The sequence below is a fragment of the uncultured Nostoc sp. genome, from assembly GCF_964245575.1.
Classification (GTDB): Bacteria; Cyanobacteriota; Cyanobacteriia; order Cyanobacteriales; family Nostocaceae; genus Nostoc.
The window spans coordinates 13368-32607 of record NZ_CAXTNP010000057.1; the positions used below are offsets into that span (position 1 = coordinate 13368).

The window sequence follows — 19240 nt, forward strand, 5'->3', positions numbered from 1 at the left end:
GAAATCTAGGAAAGCTAATAAAAGTCAGCTTAACAAATCCTGCTTTTTGAAGGTGAAAATACATTTGCAGGTTAGGGCAAACTTATTGAAGTTGATTTTTAACAGTTTTTCAAGATTCTTGCATATATCTAAGTGCAAGCATCAGTATACATCAATTAAATTTACAATTCTTAATAAAGGTAATGGGAACTTACGTAGGCGTAGCCCGCCGCAGGCATCGCAATTTATGAGCATTCATTCCGGTGAGGATACCAACCAATAACCAAGTGATGGCTAATCCCATGACTTCGCCTAAGAAAAGCTGCATCAGGCGGTGTAAAATCATCCCGACAGCAGAACCCACAGGGACAGCAACAGCCCAACTTGCCGAAGAAACAAATATCCATCGCCACGCCATAGGCTGGGGAATTGCCAATGATTGTGCCAATCCAATCCCCAAGCCCCCAAGTGCCCCATAAACCGCCCCAGACAAAATTCTCACAGGGAAAATCTGAGTGCTAGGTACTATCCAACCCACCGCACCAATACCGATAGCGGTGATGATACTCCAACCCAAAAGACTTGACAAAATCCACCTGATACAATAAATAGGTTCTTTGAGAAGAGAACCTTGAGGAAGTGCGATCGCAAATCCGCCAATAGCCGCCTCTATTACTCCAATATCTGGCTTTTCACCGACTTCAATAAACAGTAAACTCAATAAAAAACCACCAAAAGTAGCTAAAGTCCACAGCAATGTAAAGCCAAATCTAGTATTTTTAGGCGCGAATGGCATCAAAGTTTCTTTGTTTGTAATAATCTGACAGTTCTGGCATTAAACATTTCAAAAAAACCTTTGCGTCGCTGTTGGGGTGATTCCGGTACGATGTAACCCCACAAACTCTCCCAGTAGAAAAAGGAGATACCATCAAAATTGCGATCGCGCACTACCTGAACCTGTTCTCTAACTTGTGCCATTTTCACCGGATTTCTGAAGGTTCCTGTTGATATCCCAATATTTACAGGAATTATACTTTGAGCCAATTTTATAGATGGTTGTTCTAGTTGAGCGATAAAAGACTTTTTGTCATTTCGATATACCTGCAAAATTAACTCATTAACTAAACCTTTTTTTACCCAATTTTCCCAGTCTTGCAAATAGTATTTATAGGCAAAAGCTTGATAGTTAGGAGACAAAGATATTCTAACTTTGGGTTTTACTGCCTTGACAGCTTGATAGATTTCTGCCATAAAATCAGTTATTTTGTCTGCTCGCCAACGCATCCATTCTGAGTTAAAAGGATCAGTTGGGGGACTTTTGCCTTGATGCTCTTGTTGATAGAGTTTTATAGTGAAGCGATCGTAGCCAAACTGTACAGGCATTCCAAAATGGTCATCAAGCTGAATACCATCTACATCGTAATTCCTGACTACTTCCAAAATTAGCTCTTGAATAAACTCTTGCACTTGTGGATGTAAGGGATTCAACCAAGCCAGCTTAGTTACTAAAATATTGTCGATTTCTTCTGGGGGGGCATCTTGAGTAGACTTTATACCTTTTTGCCCAATTGTCAACCAGTCGGGATAACGCCTTGCTAATTGTGAATAATGCGGTGTCATAAACCCGTATTCAAACCAGGGAATGACTCTTAAATCTTTATTTTTCCCAAGTGTTACTATCTTTGTTAAAACATCTTGTCCACCATGCATGAAGTTAAGCAAAGGTTGAGTTTCTGAGCCTGTAGTTATTTTGGCTACTGCACTTTTATAAAAAGTATGTCCTTGGTTCCAAACTACAGGATAAATTGTATTAAAGTTGAGAGCCGATAATTGATTTATAGCACGGTTAATACCCCAAGGGAGAAATAGTACACCACTACCAACATTAGTTAGCCAAACGCCGCGAATTTCTGTAGTTAAAGGACTTGTTTTTTGGGAATAAACTGGCAGTGAAGAGGGTAAAAAAACTGTTAAAGCGACTACTAATCCCAAACACAGCAAGCAAGAAACACAACGGCGAACAACCCGATTCATTTGTAAGCGCGACCTAGTGCGATCGGAATATATATAACTACAAAATAAAGTTATAATCCTCCGGATGATGTAAAGAAATGATGATTCAGAATTCAGGAGTCAGAAGTCACAAGTCAGAATAGTTGAAATAATACAGAGCCAATTTTGGTACTGAATATACTTAATTATACCAAATCCTGAGAAATTATGACTCTTAACTCCTGTACAGACGCGATTAATCGCGTCTCTACTCCTAACTCTTAACTCCTGACTTCTTTCATCTTAAAATCTTTCCACACCTTCAAATTGCTTGATTACCGATGTATTTGCTGCTTCACCACAAGTTCGTGGTGTAGGGAATATCTTTTCAGGATTTGCTAACCCTTTAGGATTAAAAACTTGCCGCACCCATTGCATAGTTTCTAAATCAACTTGGCTAAACATCTGTGGCATATAGCATTTTTTTTCTGCACCGATGCCATGTTCACCAGAAATACTACCACCGACTTGGACACAAAGTTTGAGAATTTTTCCACCCATTTCTTCTACTTGTTCTAATGCTCCAGACACAGAATTATCATAAAGAATTAGCGGATGAAGATTGCCATCACCAGCATGAAATACATTAGCAACACGATAACCGTATTGTTCACTTAATGTCTTAATCTCGTGCAGAACATAAGGCAACTGAGTTCGAGGAATTACACCATCTTGTACATAATAATCTGGGCTTAAATGTCCAGCCGCAGCAAAAGCGGCTTTGCGTCCTTTCCATAATTTCAATCTGGTTTCTGGATCAGTAGCAGAAGTGACATTTCGTGCCCCATTCTTCTTACAAATTTCAATAACTCGCTGCTTATTTCCTGCTACTTCCACTTCTAAACCGTCAATTTCTATTAACAAAATGGCAGTAGCATCACGGGGATAACAATTAGTTGCGACAACATCTTCAACTGCATTGATGCTGAAGTTATCCATCATTTCCATACCACCAGGAATAATCCCGGCGCTGATGATGTCAGAAACAGTTGCTCCCGCAGCTTCAATGCTAGTAAAATCTGCTAACAGCACACAAATTGATTCTGCACTTTTGAGAATTCGTAAAGTAATTTCTGTGGCAATTCCTAAAGTACCTTCCGAACCAACAAAAACACCTGTTAAATCGTAACCAGGCATTTCTGGAATTTGTCCACCTAAATCGATAATTTCTCCTTCCGGCGTGACAATTTTTAATCCTAAAACGTGGTTAGTTGTAACACCGTATTTAAGGCAATGTACGCCACCAGAGTTTTCAGCAATATTGCCCCCAATAGAGCAAATAATTTGACTAGAGGGATCAGGAGCGTAGTAAAATCCAGCACCACTAACAGCTTGTGTTACCCAACTATTAATCACCCCTGGTTGTACAACTGTACGTTGATTTTCTAAATCAATGCTGAGGATTTGCCGCATTAACGAGGTAACAATCAAAACAGAATCTTCCAAAGGCAAAGCGCCGCCAGATAGACCAGTGCCAGAGCCGCGTGCTATGAAGGGTATAGAATATTGATTGCATATCTTCACCACTTGGGCAACTTGTTCTGTAGTTCTGGGTAACACCACCATAGCGGGACGTTGGCGATAACCGGTTAAACCATCGCATTCATAAGTAATGAGTTCTTCGCGGCGTTGCACCACGCCATTTTTGCCAAGGACAGCCTCGAATGCTTTGAGAATGGGTTTCCAGTTGAGTTGTTTTTTCTCTTGGGTAAGCATAGTTTTTTAAAGTTCAAGGTAGATGTTGCAGGCTGGTTGATATAGCTGTAATTACTATTGTTGCAAGAATAGCAGTCAAGAGTGAGTAAATGCGATCGCATAATTTAAGTACGGAAGGTGCGATGTCTCTTAACGAGTGCGTTGAATGATGTTAGAATCTAAATACTCTGTTAATTGTAGGGCAACAGTAACATAGAGTCAGACATTTAACACCAGAGGGTGAAATGACTTACCAAGTTTTAGATTACACCTCAAAATTAATTGCAAAGCTGCAAACCCTAGCACCCGAACAGCAACAACAGGTGTTAGATTTTGTTGAATTTTTAGCACAAAAATATGCTCAACCTCAACAAGCACCACAGAAGCGGGTACTAGGTTTAAACCAAGGTAAGATTTGGATAAGTGATGATTTTAATGAACCTTTACCTGATGAATTTTGGTTAGGTGAAAGTGAGGAATGAGACTGTTATTAGACACTCACGTAATTATTTGGTCAGCAGTAAACCCAGAAAAACTATCCCAAAGAGTTAGAAACTTATTAATTGATACTAACAATTTTTGGGTAGTTAGCATGGCTACTGTTTGGGAATTACAAATAAAATCTCAGCTTGGTAAGCTAAATTTAAGCTCGTCGCTTCCTAATTTCATCGAAACTCAACAGCGAGTAAATAATCTACAAATATTACCTATTGAATTGACTCATATCTATGCTTTAGAAGCTTTACCAAGTCATCACCGCGATCCTTTTGACAGAATATTAATCGCTCAGGCAATAGTTGAAAAGATGCCTTTGTTAAGTATAGATGCTGTCTTGGATGTATATCCAGTTCAAAGAATGTGGGAGTAAAAACATAAATTTGATAGGCAAAGATAGCGATCGCACTCATCTTCAGCTAGCATGAATTTCTGCAAGCCAATGATATCCGGGGTGACACAGTATTATTGCTTGCTTAAGCCAAACTTGACGTTCTTCATTAAGTAACTTGCATAACATGATAAAAATCATCTTTGTCCTTAAACCTGGGATATCCACCCGTTCGCTACAAACCTGGGTTGTCTGAAATCATTTAGTAGACCATAAAGCTTCATAAGTTCTAAAAAAGATTCCATTGATGACTACTCCTCAGAATTTTTCAGTATTAAATATTGATTAAATCCACCCTCTTATCCCCAATTTAGTAACCTAGAAATAACGCTATCAAATACTGGATAAAGTCATGGTTCAGCAAGTTCTAATCAATGATGATGATTACTATGTGCCAGATGCCAACCAGCTAGTCACTGAAGATGATACACCTATGGACAATTTTGCTTATGAAAAACAACAACGTCTCTTGGTTGGCTCTCTTTACAGTATTCTACAGCAGCAGACTTTTTTAGCAGCAGCTAATGTCGGTATTTACCATACAGATGGTCAACCTGCAATTGTACCCGACGTTTTTCTCAGCTTGGATGTGCAAGTGCCTCAAAATTGGTGGGAAAAACAAAATCGTTGTTATATGGTTTGGCGTTTTGGCAAACCTCCAGAAGTTGTCCTAGAAATTGTCTCTAATAAAGAAGGGGATGAACTTGGCAAAAAGCTGAAAATTTATGAACAAATGCGGGCTAGTTACTACATCGTATATGACCAGAATCAGCAATTAGGAGAAAAACTACTACGCGTTTATGAACTTAGAGGAAGGCGCTACTTTGAAACTTCAGAAAATTGGTTAGAACAAGTTGGTTTAGGTGTAACTTTGTGGGAAGGGAAATTTGAAGATAGACAAGATACTTGGTTACGCTGGTGCTACCAAGATGGTAATGTTTTATCGACTGGAGATGAACGCGCCGAACAGGAACGACAACGCGCCGAACAGGAACGAGAACGTGCCGAACAAGCAGAACAACGTACCCAATTACTAGCAGATAGGCTACGGGCTATGGGCATAGATCCCGACAATCTGTAGAACACTCATTGTAAAGGCGCAAAGTTTTTTGCGTCTTTGCATGAATTTATAATTCTCACGAACTTGTGCAACTTATAAACTCATTTATCCGATGCCAAACCTTCTCTAATAAATTAGGATCATCTGAATCAAACCATTCAATTTTTGGATAGGCTCGAACCCAAGTACGTTGTCGCTTGGCAAATTGTCGCGTATGTAAAATTGTTAATTCTTTCGCTTCATCTAAGGAAATATCCCCAGCCAAATATTGTTTAATTTCTTGATAGCCCAAAGTATTCAACAAAGACAAATCAGCGCCATATTTTTGACAAAGATACTCCACTTCAGCAACCAAACCATTTGCTATCATTTGTTCAGTACGCTGTTGAATACGAGCAAGCAACCTTTCAACATCGCAATCTAAACCAATTTGCAAAATCGGATAATTTGGTGGATTCTCCCCTTGCTGTTCTGAAATTGGATGACCAGTGACATAATATACCTCTAATGCTCTTAAAGTTCGCACTGAATCATTGCCATGAATCTTTTGTGCTGCAACGGGGTCAACTTGTTGTAACATTGCATAGAGTTGTAGTTGACCAAGAGATTCAAGCTGCGATCGCAATTCTGCTTGTGGTGCAACTCTTGGAATTTTCATCCCTTGGACAATGGAACGGATATATAAACCACTGCCACCAACCAGCAACAGTGGTGTAACACCAACAGAAGCAATTAAAGCTTGTGTTTGCTCTTGATAGTCTGCTACTGTCATCATGTCTGTTGGATCGCAGATATCTATTAAATAGTGCGGCACCAATTTTTGTTCAGCCACAGTTGGTTTCGCTGTCCCAATATCAAACTCACGGTAAACTTGACGAGAATCAGCACTGAGAATTACAAAACCCAACCGCATCGCCAAAGCCAAAGCTAAACCCGATTTACCCGTTGCCGTCGCTCCACAAATCACAATTAATTTAGTCATTAGTCATTAGTCATTTGTTATGGGGCATGGGGCATTGGGCATTAGACAATAATTAATAGTTCTTCTCCCCCTGCTCCCCCTGCCCCTCTTATACGGTAGTGCAACCCCAGTATAAACTTCTCTTGAAAATGCCCTACAGACGCCAGCAAGGCTTTTGTGTTACAATTTTGGAGTGTTTTTACTTTTATTTGCCTTTAGGCGATTTCAACCCCACGCATCAGGAGAGTTTACATGACGAGCAGTTACAGTGCCGATCAGATTCAAGTTCTGGAAGGTCTGGAAGCCGTCCGCAAAAGACCAGGAATGTACATCGGTACCACTGGGCCGCGAGGACTCCACCATTTAGTTTACGAGGTGGTGGACAATTCAATCGATGAGGCTTTGGCGGGTCATTGCACTCATATAGAAGTGGATATCAACGCTGATGGTTCAGTGACTGTAACAGATGATGGTCGCGGTATTCCCGTCGATACTCACTCGCGCACCGGAAAATCGGCTTTGGAAACCGTAATGACAGTACTGCACGCTGGTGGTAAGTTTGGCGGCGGTGGCTACAAAGTTTCTGGAGGATTGCACGGGGTTGGTATTTCTGTTGTTAATGCCCTATCTGAGGTTGTAGAAGTTACGGTTTGGCGAGATAAAAAGGTTCATCTCCAACGCTATGAACGCGGTATCCCAGTTAGCGAACTGCAAGTCAAGCCTTACAAAGAAGCTAGAACTGGAACTTCTGTCACCTTTAAGCCAGATACCCAAATCTTTACAACTAGCATTGAGTTTGATTACATCACTTTATCAGGTCGCCTACGGGAATTAGCGTACCTGAATGCAGGTGTCAAAATTACCTTTACTGACCACCGTCTAGAACTATTAAAAAGCGATACACCCAAAGTAGAATCCTACAATTACAAGGGTGGTATTAAAGAATATATCGCTTACATGAACCGCGAGAAGCAGCCACTGCATGAAGAAATTATCTATGTGCAGGGGGAACGCAACAATGTACAAGTGGAAGTTTCTTTGCAATGGTGTACTGATGCTTATACGGATAATGTTCTAGGTTTTGCCAACAATATTCGTACAGTGGATGGTGGTACGCACTTAGAAGGCTTGAAGGCGGTTCTGACTCGGACATTAAATGCGATCGCCCGTAAGCGCAATAAAATTAAAGAGAATGAACCTAACCTCAGTGGCGAACACGTCCGTGAAGGTTTGACTGCGGTAATTTCCGTTAAAGTTCCAGATCCAGAATTTGAAGGACAAACCAAAACCAAACTCGGTAACACCGAAGTTCGAGGGATCGTTGATTCTTTGGTAGGAGAAGTCCTCACCGAGTACCTAGAATTTCATCCTGCGATCGCAGATTCAATTTTAGACAAAGCTATCCAAGCTTTCAAAGCCGCAGAAGCAGCCCGTCATGCGCGGGAATTAGTTCGGCGCAAATCGGTGTTGGAATCTTCGCCATTACCCGGTAAATTGGCAGATTGCAGTTCTCGTGACCCCAGCGAATCTGAGATATTCATCGTGGAAGGGGACTCAGCAGGTGGGAGCGCAAAACAAGGACGCGATCGCCGCACTCAAGCAATCTTGCCTCTACGTGGTAAAATTCTTAACATTGAAAAAACTGACGACGCTAAAATCTATAAAAATAACGAAGTTCAATCGTTAATTACAGCCCTTGGTTTAGGTGTCAAAGGTGATGAATTTGATTCCACCCAACTGCGCTATCACAGGATAGTCATTATGACGGATGCTGACGTAGATGGAGCGCACATTCGGACTTTGTTGTTAACATTCTTCTATCGATATCAGCGAGCGCTCATCGAACAAGGCTTTATTTATATTGCTTGTCCCCCACTGTTTAAAGTAGAACGGGGACGTAATCATGAATACTGCTATAGCGATCGCGAAAAAGATCAAACAATCGCCAAATTCCCAGCTAACGCCAACTATACCATCCAACGCTTCAAAGGTTTGGGTGAAATGATGCCACAACAACTCTGGGACACTACAATGAACCCAGAAACCCGCAAAATGAAGCAAGTCGAAATTGAGGACGCTGCCGAAGCCGATCGTATCTTCACAATTTTAATGGGCGATCGCGTCGCCCCCAGACGAGAATTCATCGAAACCTATGGTTCTAAACTCAACTTCACCGATTTAGATATTTAATATTAATTCCCTCACACGACTCCAATAATTTGTGACATTGGTAATGGGTGAAAACGTATCACCCATTACCTTTTTTATATCCGAAATTTCTATAAAAACTACCTCTTTTGAATGATGACAAACTACGAAACATATAAATATTTTCTATTAATATTTTTCTGACTAGAAAGTATGTCGTTAGATGAGTGACTGTATCCATAAATTCATTAGATATTGTCAATAATTCCTTATTTAACTGGATTTTAGACAAAGCTATGAAAGCGAACAAAAGCATAGTAGAAATATTATTCAATATTATTGGCATAAGTAGCTTGATTGCTCTGTCTGCCTGCGTTCAACCTCCCGAAACTCCTACAGCAACTGTCCCTCCTGTCACGCCAACTCCTACTGCTACTGCCACCATTGCCACCCAAAATTTAGCAGAACTGGCAAAGTCAGCAGCTAGTCAAGGACAGTTTCAAACCCTCATCCAAGCAGTACAAGCCGCAGGCTTAACTGAACAGCTTGCTAAACCAGGCCCTTACACAATATTTGCACCTACTGACGCCGCTTTCTCTGCTTTACCAAAAGCTACTTTAGACCAACTCTTACAGCCGGCAAACAAACAACAATTAGTCAAGCTTCTGGCCTATCATGTTATACCTGGAGGAATTACCTCTCAGCAATTGACATCTGGACAAGTTAAAACAATTGAGGGTAGTCCCGTTCAAATTACGGTTGATCGTGCCAGCAACTCAATCACAGTCAACAACGCTAAAGTGACTCAGCCAGACATCCCAGCTAGCAACGGCATCGTTCATATAGTTGACCACGTACTTCTGCCACCTAATTTTCCCCCAACTCTAAAAACCACCCCAACACCACGGTAAGTAGAGCGGCGTGAATAATTCAAGGTTTGTAGTGAACGCGAGTGCGTCTCGTAGAGAGGACTAAAGTCCTCCAATGATGGCTGTTCGCCAAGCGTTCCCGTAGGGTAGCTTTCACTACGAACTAATCTCAAGATTTTTTACATTACTTAATCTAGTTTGATTTATTCTCACCGACTTACTTATACAAAACTTTTGACTTTTGACTTTTGCCTTGCGGTACTAGGGGTAGATTTGAAAGCCATCCTGACTTTGAACTAGACGCTAACAATCAATACAAAAATTAGGTTGCTTTACCATGAAAGCGGCAGGTCAGTCGGACATAACTATAAAAATTCTAAGTTTTTCAGTTAGAAAAAACCATATAATTTGCTTATTGTCAATATTTTACAAAAATTCAATCTTCTAGTGTTAGCTAAACTACCAACTTTATAGAAGTTTAGTTAAGATAATACTCTTTGCACTGACTGGCTGATTTATTTTGTCCACCAGCTAGAAACACATTTGTTATGCTTTAAGAAAATAACTGAATCTCATCTATCAAACAGCAATTAATAAGTATTTTAAGGATTTCTCATAATAAGATGACAAAAATTTACTGAAATAAAAGTATTGTATTTTACAATATAACCACGTAAAAAAAAGTTTGTAACCAAATTAGCAGGCAATCTTCTGTCTTTCTCTTTGTACGAGGTAATGCCTACTGGAAGCGGACACCATCTGGCAGCAAACTTGTTAATATCTTCATGTAATGCCGTGGCGATCGCTATTGTATCGGATGTATCTAATGAACTTTTGCCTTAAATAAGACTATACTGGCGAATTTACAAGACAAATTCTTTTTGTATTGATTAAAATATCCTTGTATACAATAAGAAAAGTTTGTCAAGTTTCATAGGGCTGAAATCGCCACAGTGCGCTAACCTGTGAATAAGACCAAATTAGTTAAACCTAAATTGATCTGCTATCAGGTCGATTCTGCCAGAGCCTCAACTCCTCAGTTAAGGTAATTAGTACGCAGAAGGTTAACTGCTTTAAGGCAAACACCATCACCCTTGTTGTATTTACCCAAGGTCAAGACCCGTTTTAGTATAAGGAATGCGTAATTTGTGAAGGAAATGTAAAAATGGGTAGATTAAGACGAATCGTCTGAATTAACATGAAATTCCCTCTTTCTAAGTAATTAATGTTGTGTAAAATACATGAAAATCGGCAAAAGCAAACGTACTTACTTTGTAATGTAATAAGAGGGTCACTGCAATTCCGAAAAGTGGAGAAAAATTTAAGGGTATAACTCCCGTTTTTAATGTTTTTTTGGTAATAGTGGCTAATAATTGCTTTAGAAGTTCATGATTAATACACAAAAAGAGTGCAATTTCTGTGAAACAGGCTACAATCGGAAGAGTCTTTCTAGGAAAATCTGCCAACAGTCTGAACTCATTAGTATAGAGTGGCAAATTTTTTGATAAAGGCGAGTCTTTTTTTTGACCAGTTAGTTGAAAGCAGTGTGTGATAGCAACACACATAACATTTACTAAGATGAGCAAGTCACTTTTAGTAATCGCTTAAACTAAAGTAAAAAACCTCTGACCAGAGGTGTAAAACGTCCGAAAATATCTCTGGCAAATCTGCCAAAAAGCTTATTTTCGGTTGATGAATAGCTCGTTTAAATGAGCAGTAAACACATCTTGAGTAATTGATTCTGCAAGGAGCATGAGGAACGCGGCATGAACCAGGCTAACAACGTACTCGAAAGCATATATCAGCCTGACCTAGAAATAATGAATCAGCCTGAGCTCGAGTTAGAAGAACTCTTAATAGACGATGAAGAGGACTTGCTGATCATCGATGAAGGTGACGAGGAATTTTTAGAGCCTCAGTCTGATGAGGACGACGCAAAGTCTGGAAAAGCCGCTAAATCGCGTCGTCGGACACAAAGCAAGAAGAAGCACTATACCGAAGATTCAATTCGGCTTTACTTGCAAGAAATTGGTAGAATTCGGCTGTTGCGGGCAGACGAAGAAATTGAATTGGCGCGGAAAATAGCCGATTTGCTGGAATTAGAGAGGGTGCGGGAAAGACTCTGTGAGCAGTTAGATCGCGATCCTAGAGATAGTGAATGGGCAGAAGCAGTACAACTACCTTTGCCAGCTTTTCGTTATCGCCTCCATGTTGGTCGCAGGGCAAAAGACAAGATGGTGCAATCTAACCTCCGTCTTGTAGTTTCAATTGCCAAGAAGTACATGAATCGTGGTTTGTCGTTCCAAGACTTAATTCAGGAAGGCAGTCTCGGTTTGATTCGTGCCGCTGAAAAGTTTGACCACGAAAAAGGTTATAAGTTCTCCACTTATGCTACATGGTGGATTCGTCAAGCAATTACCCGTGCGATCGCAGATCAATCCCGCACGATTCGCCTTCCAGTTCACCTTTACGAAACCATCTCTCGGATTAAGAAAACTACCAAGTTATTGTCTCAAGAAATGGGTCGCAAACCCACCGAAGAAGAAATCGCCACTCGTATGGAAATGACCATTGAGAAGTTGCGGTTTATTGCTAAATCTGCCCAGTTACCCATTTCATTAGAAACACCCATTGGTAAAGAAGAAGATTCTCGGTTGGGCGATTTTATTGAATCCGATGGTGAAACACCAGAAGACCAAGTTTCCAAAAATCTTCTGCGCGAAGACCTCGAAAAAGTCCTCGATAGTCTTAGCCCTCGTGAACGTGATGTTCTTAGACTGCGTTATGGCTTGGATGATGGTCGGATGAAGACCCTTGAAGAAATCGGACAGATTTTCAACGTCACCCGTGAACGGATTCGTCAAATTGAGGCGAAAGCACTCCGCAAGTTACGCCACCCAAATCGTAACAGCGTTCTCAAAGAGTATATTCGGTAGTAATTAGTCATTGGTCATTGGTCATTGGTCATTGGTCATTAGTGAATAAACAAATGACAAATGACAACTGACAAATGACAAAACAAATAAAAAACCTGGTAGTGAATTAGCACTCCAGGTTTTTTTATTTATAGGTCATCTTAAATATTAAAACTTATAGGATGCCCCAAAAATGTAGGAAGCCTTGACCAGAAAAAAGCTCAACCAAAACGGCTGCTAAAAAGCCAATCATTGCCAAGCGACCGTTCCAAATTTCTGCTTGTGGGGTAAAGCCCCAACGCCAAGCGTTGCGATCTTCAATTACGGGAGTAGTGACTTTTGTTGTGGTTGTATTTGTCATTGTTAGGACTCCAAACTTAATTCTTAAGGTTTATTGCCTTGTGTAAACTAATATAACAAATATTTTCATAAAAGCAACATTTTTTATATTTTTGTTTCCAGAGCTTGACATAAATATCAATAGCTATTTGTACAGACTAAAACCTCAACCTTCAGTGAGATTTACTGAGGTAGAAGAAATGTTATCCAGACTTTTAGCTTTATAAACAATCTTATACTATTGAAATTAATTATCAATTAATTTAGTTTAATTGCTTGATTTTAAATATACATCGCAATTTAAAATAAAAAGTTTATTGATAATTTAAGTTAGTACCAGACCATTTCCATTTCTTTTGAAGTCGAGACAAAACCAAGCTTCTCGTAGATACGTTTACCATTCTCAGTAGTGTGAAGCCACAGGCGTTTTGCTTCAGTTGCTCTCTCTCACAAAGCTGATAATTTGCTTTAATAATGCTGTTGCAATTCTCTGGCCTCGCCACATCGGAATTGTATAAACGTTCAGAATGTAGGCTTCTAAGCCGAGAGATTGCTGTTGTAAGGGGGTCATTGAAAAAATACCAAGCCGCTAGTGGCAACAATTTGACTATCCACTTCAGCCACCCAAGCTAAAAACTAACTCACCCGACGGCATTTTTTCGCCAAGATATTTTCGAGTCGCTTCTGCTAAGTTTGCGATGTCAGAATTACCTTTAATATCGCCAGCCTCCCGCAGGAGTTCGAGACGCAGTTGGATTAGCGCCTCTAAGTCCAGCAAGTTGGCTTGTCGCAAGTTGAACATTACCCTAATTTACGATTGCACTTCGGCAACAGTGATGATTTTTTCATCGCGGTTTAGCTGGAGAATGCTTTCACCTTTGACATCTCTACCTAAAATAGGCACTGTTTCCACAGGTATCCGCACTACCCGCTCCTTATTCGTCACTAAAGCTACCTCGCCAGATGCGATCGCCATGACCATACCAGCTAAGTTGTCAGTTTTGCTAGCAAATTTCAGCGATTGTGTGCCTAAATCGCCGCGATTAGCCGCTCTCAACTGATTCGCAGCCATCCGCTTGGCATATCCTTCTTGGGTAACTAGCAGCAGTTGGTCATCTTTACCGACAGTGACACAGCCAACCATTTGCTGATTTTTCAATAATCGAAATGCTTGTAAACCCATCGCCGTGCGACCCATGATCGGCAATTGTTGATCATTGACTCCAAAGCGCAACACTCGCCCACCTGAACTAGCTAAAATCAGATGCTCCCCTGGTTTGGTGAACTGGGTAAATGACAATTCATCATCGTCTTTGAGCTTCAAAATCGTGATTCCGCGCCGAGTCAAGTTAGTAAATTCTCCCAGAGACAGCCGCTTAATCCGTCCCTGTTTTGTTAAGAGAATCATCTGCTTCGTTTCGAGATTTTCCGGCAGCAAAAAGCGGCTGACCACAGCTTCTTGAGCGCCTTGAGCAGTATTACTGAGCATGGTAATCAAAGGTTTTCCCCGTGGAGAACGTCCAGTGGTTGGGGGAATTTCTCCCACCTTCACCGGATAGACTTTGCCGCCACCAGTTAGTATTAGCAAGTCTTTTTCTGTGTCAGTTAAAACAGTTTGGATAATGAAGTCATTATCGTGTAGACCATTTTCAGCTTTTGACTTTCTCCCAGATGGCTGGGTGCGGCGCACATAACCTCGTTGGGTAAACTCTAAAACTGCTTCCTCTGCTGGCTGTTCTAATTTTGGATTTTGGATTTTGGATTTTGGATTGTCTTCATCATCTTCTGATCCTCTGTTCTTCTGCTCCTCTGCCCTAGACTTTTGCTCCTCTCCAATTTTTGTCCGCCGGGGATCGCTGTACTTGCGCTTGAGCGATCGCAAATCTTTTTTCAGCGCCTTGAGTAATTCTCGGCGATCGTTGAGTAATTGCTCCAATAAGCTAATTTGTCCACTTATCTGCTCAAATTCCTGCTGCAAATTTTGCTGTTCTAAACTGGTGAGGCGACGCAACGGCATAGCCAGAATTGCATCTCCTTGTACCTCACTCAAATCTAGTCGGCTACAAAGGTTAATTTTTGCCGTACTGCCATCGGGAGCTTGCCGCAAAATTTCAATTACCTGATCCAAATTAGATAGTGCTTTGAGTAAACCTTCCACCAAATGCACACGACTTTGGGCCTTCTCCAACTCGTAATTGTAGCGACGGTTCAGCGTCTCTTCTCGGAAACTCAGAAACTCCTGCAACAGTTGACGCAAACTTAACTGGCGGGGTTGTCCATTCACTATTGCTAGGAGAATTGCCCCAAAAGTCACTTGCAAAGCAGTTTGGTGATATAAATGCTGGAGAACTTCTTGGGGATTGGTATCGCGTTTGAGTTCAATTACCACCCGCATCCCTTCGCGATCGCTTTCATCCCGAAGATCAGAAATTCCTTGCAAACGACCTTGATTTACTAAGTCCGCTACCTTCTCAATCCAGGCAGCCTTATTCACTTGATAAGGCAATTCTGTAATGATAATTGCCGTCCGTCGCTTGCTTCCCCTTGTGGCTGGAATTTCCTCCAGAGTTGCAACTCCGCGCAGCAGAATCCCACCTTTACCTGTGGTGTATGCTTCCCGAATTCCCGCCTCACCAATTATTTCCCCACCAGTAGGAAAGTCTGGCCCTGGAATTAACTCAAATAATTTTTCATCTGGCAAATCTGGGTTGTCGATTAAGGCAATTAACCCATCGACAACTTCCCCCAAGTTGTGCGGTGGTACATTCGTTGCCATTCCCACAGCAATACCAGAACAGCCATTGAGCAACAGAAACGGCAACTGAGCAGGTAACACCGTTGGTTCTTGCTGGGAATTATCGAAGTTCCCCACAAATTCCACAGTTTCTTCGCCAATTTCTGTCAGCATTCCCTCATGGCTGATGGGTGCGAGGCGCGTTTCTGTGTAACGCATCGCTGCTGGCGGGTCATTATCGACACTGCCAAAATTACCGTGTCCTGCCAGCAAGGGATAGCGGCTAGAAAAATCCTGTACCAGCCTCACTAAAGCATCGTAAACTGATTGGTCGCCGTGGGGATGGTATTTACCCAACACATCACCCACTACACGGGCACATTTTCGATAGGGTCTATCTGGTACTAAACCGAGTTCGTGCATGGCATATAGAATGCGGCGATGCACTGGTTTTAAGCCATCACGCACGTCTGGTAGCGCTCGCCCGACAATCACGCTCATGGCATATTCTAGATAAGACCGTTGCATCTCGGTATGCAGGGCTGTTGTAATTACCTGTCCCGTTGAGAGAAGGTTTAACTGTTTTGCCATGAGTTTTTTCCCTGAAATTTAACTACACTAAAGTCGGCGGAACTCAATATTGCAGCAACCACAGCATAACGGATGAAATGGGATTCCTAACAAAATATTGATAGTCATAAAAGAAAAAGCAGTAGTATCATCCTTGATGACACGATGTACATTGACTATTAAAAAGGAAACAGATAGCAAGTAGCTGTTTTAATGGAATGATAATTTGCTGCACACTTAATTTGTATAGACTCCATAGCCAGGATACTTGCCATGACTGCATTTTCTCATTTTAAATTTTGAATTGCCTAATTGCCTTACCTCTACCTCTATAACTAAAAATCTCATGAAAACTGTTTTAATTGTCGAAGACGATCTAATTAATGCTCGTGTTTTTTCCAAAATTTTGTCCAAGCGTGGCGGCTTGGGTGTAAAACACACTGAAAATGTTGAAGAAGTAATAAAAATTGCCCAATCAGGAGAAGCCGACCTGATTTTGATGGATGTTTCTTTGTCTAGAAGCGTTTACCAAGGTAAATCTGTTGATGGAATCAAAATTACACAAATGTTAAAATCTGATCCAAAAACAGCAAACTTACCTGTTATTTTGGTGACGGCACATGCTATGGAAGGCGATCGCGAAAACTTTCTCAAGCAAAGCGGCGCTGATGGCTACATTTCTAAACCAGTTGTTGACCATCAACAGTTTGTTGATCAAATCATCGCACTTCTACCCACAGACGACCACTGAGAATTGACGACTAATTTCAGGAATACTCGCCCTCAAAGGTTTTTGGGCGACTAGTACCGCAAGGCAGAAGTCAAAAGGAGCCAGTGCGTTGCGCGGGTTAAGAGCGTTAAAGCAACTGGCTCTCAAAAGTCAAAAGTCCCGCCTGCTTTAATTTTGGGCTTTCTGGATGTAATGAAATGGTAGGTTTATTTCCGCCGACCTGTACTAGTTCCTGTATTTAGTCAGTTTAGTATAGATGTACTACGAAAAGGTACTGTTAGGCAAGTGGTAATAGGAGAGGGAATGGGGAATTAGGAATCGGGAATCGGGAATTGGGAAAGAGGAGGCAGTTCTTTGTCTTGCTGAAGTTCTAAAATGTTTGAATTTTGTTAGCCAGCGTGAAGCATGCGGCATGGTCGCTTAGAGCGAGTCCGCGTTCGCGAAGCGTCTCGTAGAGAGCGTCATTTTGAATTTTGAATTGATTTCTCCCCCTGCTCTCTCATCCCTACTCCCTACTCCCCACTCCTATTGAGTAAACTGTTGTTCAGGGGCTGATGATGAGTTTTCTCGTTGCTGTAGGGCTGCTTGAATACGGGGTAATTCTAAGAATTTTTTCGTATCAGACAGTAGGCGAGTGCCCCAGAGATTTTCTTTGAGAAAATTCAAACTAGCATAGCGCTGATCGATGCGGAGTGCGGCTTCTCCGAGGCTTAATGCTTGTTCGCGTAAGCGTAGCTCGCCGGAGGCATCGCCTTTAGTATACAGTGCCACTGCCAAGGCCAATAAAGGTTCTGCGGCTTGCTTGTCAAGGGTTACAGCAGATTGCCATCGCTTAATCGCTTCGGAGATATTACCCTGTTCGTAGTTGATTAAGCCAATATTGTTGATCGCCGGCCAGAATTTTTTATCGTGGGAGACGGCTTTATCGTACTGTGCGATCGCATCTGGCAATTGACCCAGCAGATAGTAAGCATTACCCAAATCAAACAACCCCTCTGGATCGTTGGGTTTTAACTTCAAACCGTCTTGGTAATTGACAACAGCTGCTTGGTAATTTTTCTGCTGAAAATTAGCTGAACCCAAAGCAAACAAAATATCACCATTTTTGGGGTTGATAGATTGCGCTTTTTTCAGACTAGCGATCGCCCCGTCAAACTCTTTGGTTTGCAGTTGCAATCCACCTAAGAGCAACCATACCTTATCATTCTTCGGAGCCAGTTGACTAGCCAGCCGCGCTCGTGGCAAAGCTAAATCAACCTGTTGAAACTGAGCCAGTTGAGCCGCCTCTTGTGCCAAGGTCAACCCCTGCCTCTCTAACTTTGTCCCATCTAGTTGCAATGTATGGGGTATTAATGCCTGCGCGTTAGCGGCTTTTGGCATACTCCATAAACTACAGACCATTAGAAAAGAAATCAAACGAATATGTTTAGGCACACTACCGCCTTTAAGCCACTAATCAAAGAATCTTTCAGCTAGCTTAAACGATCTGCGCTGTTGACGGTAGCAAAATCTTACATCATTAGCTCTTGACATCCCCATAATAAAAGCAATATATAAATAAGTAACCACTTACTTATGTTATGGGTCGTACATCCAGAATCACCAATCAGCAAATCTTAGAAGCAGCTCGTCAAGTTTTCCTACAACAAGGATTTGGTGCTTCAACCTTAGAAATTGCTCAACAGGCTGGTATTTCTGAAGCTTCAATTTTCAAGCGATTCTCAACGAAAGAAGAATTATTTTTGGCGGCGATGGTAATTCCAGAAAAACCCCTCTGGGTGAGCGAGTTGGAATCTCTTTGTGGCAAAGGCAATCTCAAAGAAAACCTAATCAAGGTCTGTATCCAGATTATGGAATTCCAGCGTGAGGTTCTGCCTCTGATCATGATGCTGCGATCGCGAGGCAATGCGCTCCCAGAACTTGGAGGTAAAGAACCAAAACCCATGCAAGAAGTCAAAGTACTGACTGCTTTTTTAGAGCGTGAGATCAACCAAGGCCGGCTTCGCCCTTGCGATCCCCAGACAGTGGCTCATATCTTAATAGGATCGCTGATGAACTACGTTTTCGTAGAGCAAATATCGTCTAAACTCACTATACCAACTACCGAATTACCATTAAATTCTGGAGATTTTCCCACAGAAGTATCACTATTTGTCCAGAGTCTTGTGGATATTGTCTGGCAAGGAATTGCACCAAGCCAAGATTGAATAGGGAGCAGGGGGAACAGGGGGAGCAGCCGAACAAGCAAGGGAGCAGGGAGCAGGGAGCAAGGGAGAAGAGTTTTCCCCTCTGCCCCCCACAC

17 protein-coding genes are annotated in these 19240 nt (G+C 41.6%); 8 read left to right on the forward strand and 9 right to left on the reverse strand.

Going from position 1 to position 19240, the window contains the following annotated elements; all coding sequences use genetic code 11:
* Positions 1-190: 190 nt before the first annotated feature.
* The 3 genes from ACFFAP_RS11640 to glcD form a co-directional block, all read right to left on the reverse strand.
* Positions 191-775 (reverse strand): hypothetical protein, encoded by a 585-nt coding sequence (locus ACFFAP_RS11640; protein WP_375511363.1) that lies wholly within the window; start codon positions 773-775, stop codon positions 191-193.
* The gene (locus ACFFAP_RS11645) at positions 775-2013 is read right to left on the reverse strand and encodes a glycoside hydrolase family 10 protein (protein WP_375511364.1); all 1239 of its coding nucleotides are present in this window, start codon (positions 2011-2013) and stop codon (positions 775-777) included. The genes ACFFAP_RS11640 and ACFFAP_RS11645 overlap by 1 nt, the downstream gene beginning before the upstream one ends.
* A gap of 261 nt (positions 2014-2274) precedes the next feature.
* Positions 2275-3747: a glycolate oxidase subunit GlcD gene (gene glcD, locus ACFFAP_RS11650; protein WP_375511365.1), complete on the reverse strand. Its 1473-nt coding sequence runs from the start codon at positions 3745-3747 to the stop codon at positions 2275-2277.
* A gap of 224 nt (positions 3748-3971) precedes the next feature.
* On the opposite strand from glcD, the gene ACFFAP_RS11655 reads away from it, so the two are divergent.
* The 3 genes from ACFFAP_RS11655 (at position 3972) to ACFFAP_RS11665 (ending at position 5693) form a co-directional block, all read left to right on the forward strand.
* Complete coding sequence (locus ACFFAP_RS11655) at positions 3972-4208, forward strand: DUF2281 domain-containing protein (RefSeq protein WP_375511366.1); 237 nt, start codon at positions 3972-3974, stop codon at positions 4206-4208.
* Positions 4205-4594 (forward strand): type II toxin-antitoxin system VapC family toxin, encoded by a 390-nt coding sequence (locus ACFFAP_RS11660; protein ID WP_375511367.1) that lies wholly within the window; start codon positions 4205-4207, stop codon positions 4592-4594. Before ACFFAP_RS11655 ends, ACFFAP_RS11660 begins: the two co-directional genes overlap by 4 nt.
* Positions 4595-4964: 370 nt before the next feature.
* Positions 4965-5693, forward strand: a complete 729-nt coding sequence (locus ACFFAP_RS11665) for a Uma2 family endonuclease (RefSeq protein WP_375511368.1) — start codon at positions 4965-4967, stop codon at positions 5691-5693.
* A gap of 55 nt (positions 5694-5748) precedes the next feature.
* Here ACFFAP_RS11665 and miaA read toward each other — a convergent pair whose 3' ends face one another.
* Entirely contained in the window at positions 5749-6654 is a 906-nt protein-coding gene (gene miaA / locus ACFFAP_RS11670; protein ID WP_375511369.1) for a tRNA (adenosine(37)-N6)-dimethylallyltransferase MiaA, read from the reverse strand.
* A 231-nt stretch (positions 6655-6885) separates the two neighbouring features.
* Here miaA and gyrB point away from each other — a divergent pair, with 231 nt between their 5' ends.
* The 3 genes from gyrB to rpoD all read left to right on the forward strand — a co-directional run bounded on the left by gyrB (position 6886) and on the right by rpoD (position 12586).
* The gene (gene gyrB, locus ACFFAP_RS11675; protein WP_375511370.1) at positions 6886-8823 is read left to right on the forward strand and encodes a DNA topoisomerase (ATP-hydrolyzing) subunit B; all 1938 of its coding nucleotides are present in this window, start codon (positions 6886-6888) and stop codon (positions 8821-8823) included.
* A 254-nt stretch (positions 8824-9077) separates the two neighbouring features.
* The gene (locus ACFFAP_RS11680; protein WP_375511371.1) at positions 9078-9692 is read left to right on the forward strand and encodes a fasciclin domain-containing protein; all 615 of its coding nucleotides are present in this window, start codon (positions 9078-9080) and stop codon (positions 9690-9692) included.
* A 1724-nt stretch (positions 9693-11416) separates the two neighbouring features.
* Positions 11417-12586, forward strand: a complete 1170-nt coding sequence (gene rpoD, locus ACFFAP_RS11685) for an RNA polymerase sigma factor RpoD (RefSeq protein ID WP_094353188.1) — start codon at positions 11417-11419, stop codon at positions 12584-12586.
* A 154-nt stretch (positions 12587-12740) separates the two neighbouring features.
* Here the strand turns inward: rpoD and ACFFAP_RS11690 are convergent, their stop codons facing one another.
* The 4 genes from ACFFAP_RS11690 to gyrA all read right to left on the reverse strand — a co-directional run bounded on the left by ACFFAP_RS11690 (position 12741) and on the right by gyrA (position 16229).
* Positions 12741-12926, reverse strand: a complete 186-nt coding sequence (locus ACFFAP_RS11690; protein WP_375511372.1) for a chlorophyll a/b-binding protein — start codon at positions 12924-12926, stop codon at positions 12741-12743.
* 411 nt (positions 12927-13337) lie between these two features.
* The gene (locus ACFFAP_RS11695) at positions 13338-13475 is read right to left on the reverse strand and encodes a GNAT family N-acetyltransferase (RefSeq protein ID WP_375511373.1); all 138 of its coding nucleotides are present in this window, start codon (positions 13473-13475) and stop codon (positions 13338-13340) included.
* A 45-nt stretch (positions 13476-13520) separates the two neighbouring features.
* On the reverse strand, positions 13521-13706 hold the full coding sequence (locus ACFFAP_RS11700; RefSeq protein ID WP_375511374.1) for a hypothetical protein: 186 nt from the start codon (positions 13704-13706) through the stop codon (positions 13521-13523).
* A 9-nt stretch (positions 13707-13715) separates the two neighbouring features.
* Positions 13716-16229, reverse strand: a complete 2514-nt coding sequence (gene gyrA, locus ACFFAP_RS11705) for a DNA gyrase subunit A (RefSeq protein ID WP_375511375.1) — start codon at positions 16227-16229, stop codon at positions 13716-13718.
* Positions 16230-16554: 325 nt separating this feature from the next.
* On the opposite strand from gyrA, the gene ACFFAP_RS11710 reads away from it, so the two are divergent.
* The gene (locus tag ACFFAP_RS11710; protein WP_109009404.1) at positions 16555-16959 is read left to right on the forward strand and encodes a response regulator; all 405 of its coding nucleotides are present in this window, start codon (positions 16555-16557) and stop codon (positions 16957-16959) included.
* Between the two features lie 504 nt (positions 16960-17463).
* Here the strand turns inward: ACFFAP_RS11710 and ACFFAP_RS11715 are convergent.
* A complete protein-coding gene (locus ACFFAP_RS11715) occupies positions 17464-18372 on the reverse strand; it encodes a tetratricopeptide repeat protein (RefSeq protein ID WP_375511376.1) in 909 nt (302 codons plus the stop codon).
* Positions 18373-18518: 146 nt separating this feature from the next.
* Between ACFFAP_RS11715 and ACFFAP_RS11720 the strand changes: the two genes are divergently transcribed.
* Positions 18519-19145: a TetR/AcrR family transcriptional regulator gene (locus ACFFAP_RS11720; protein WP_375511377.1), complete on the forward strand. Its 627-nt coding sequence runs from the start codon at positions 18519-18521 to the stop codon at positions 19143-19145.
* Positions 19146-19240 lie beyond the last annotated feature (95 nt).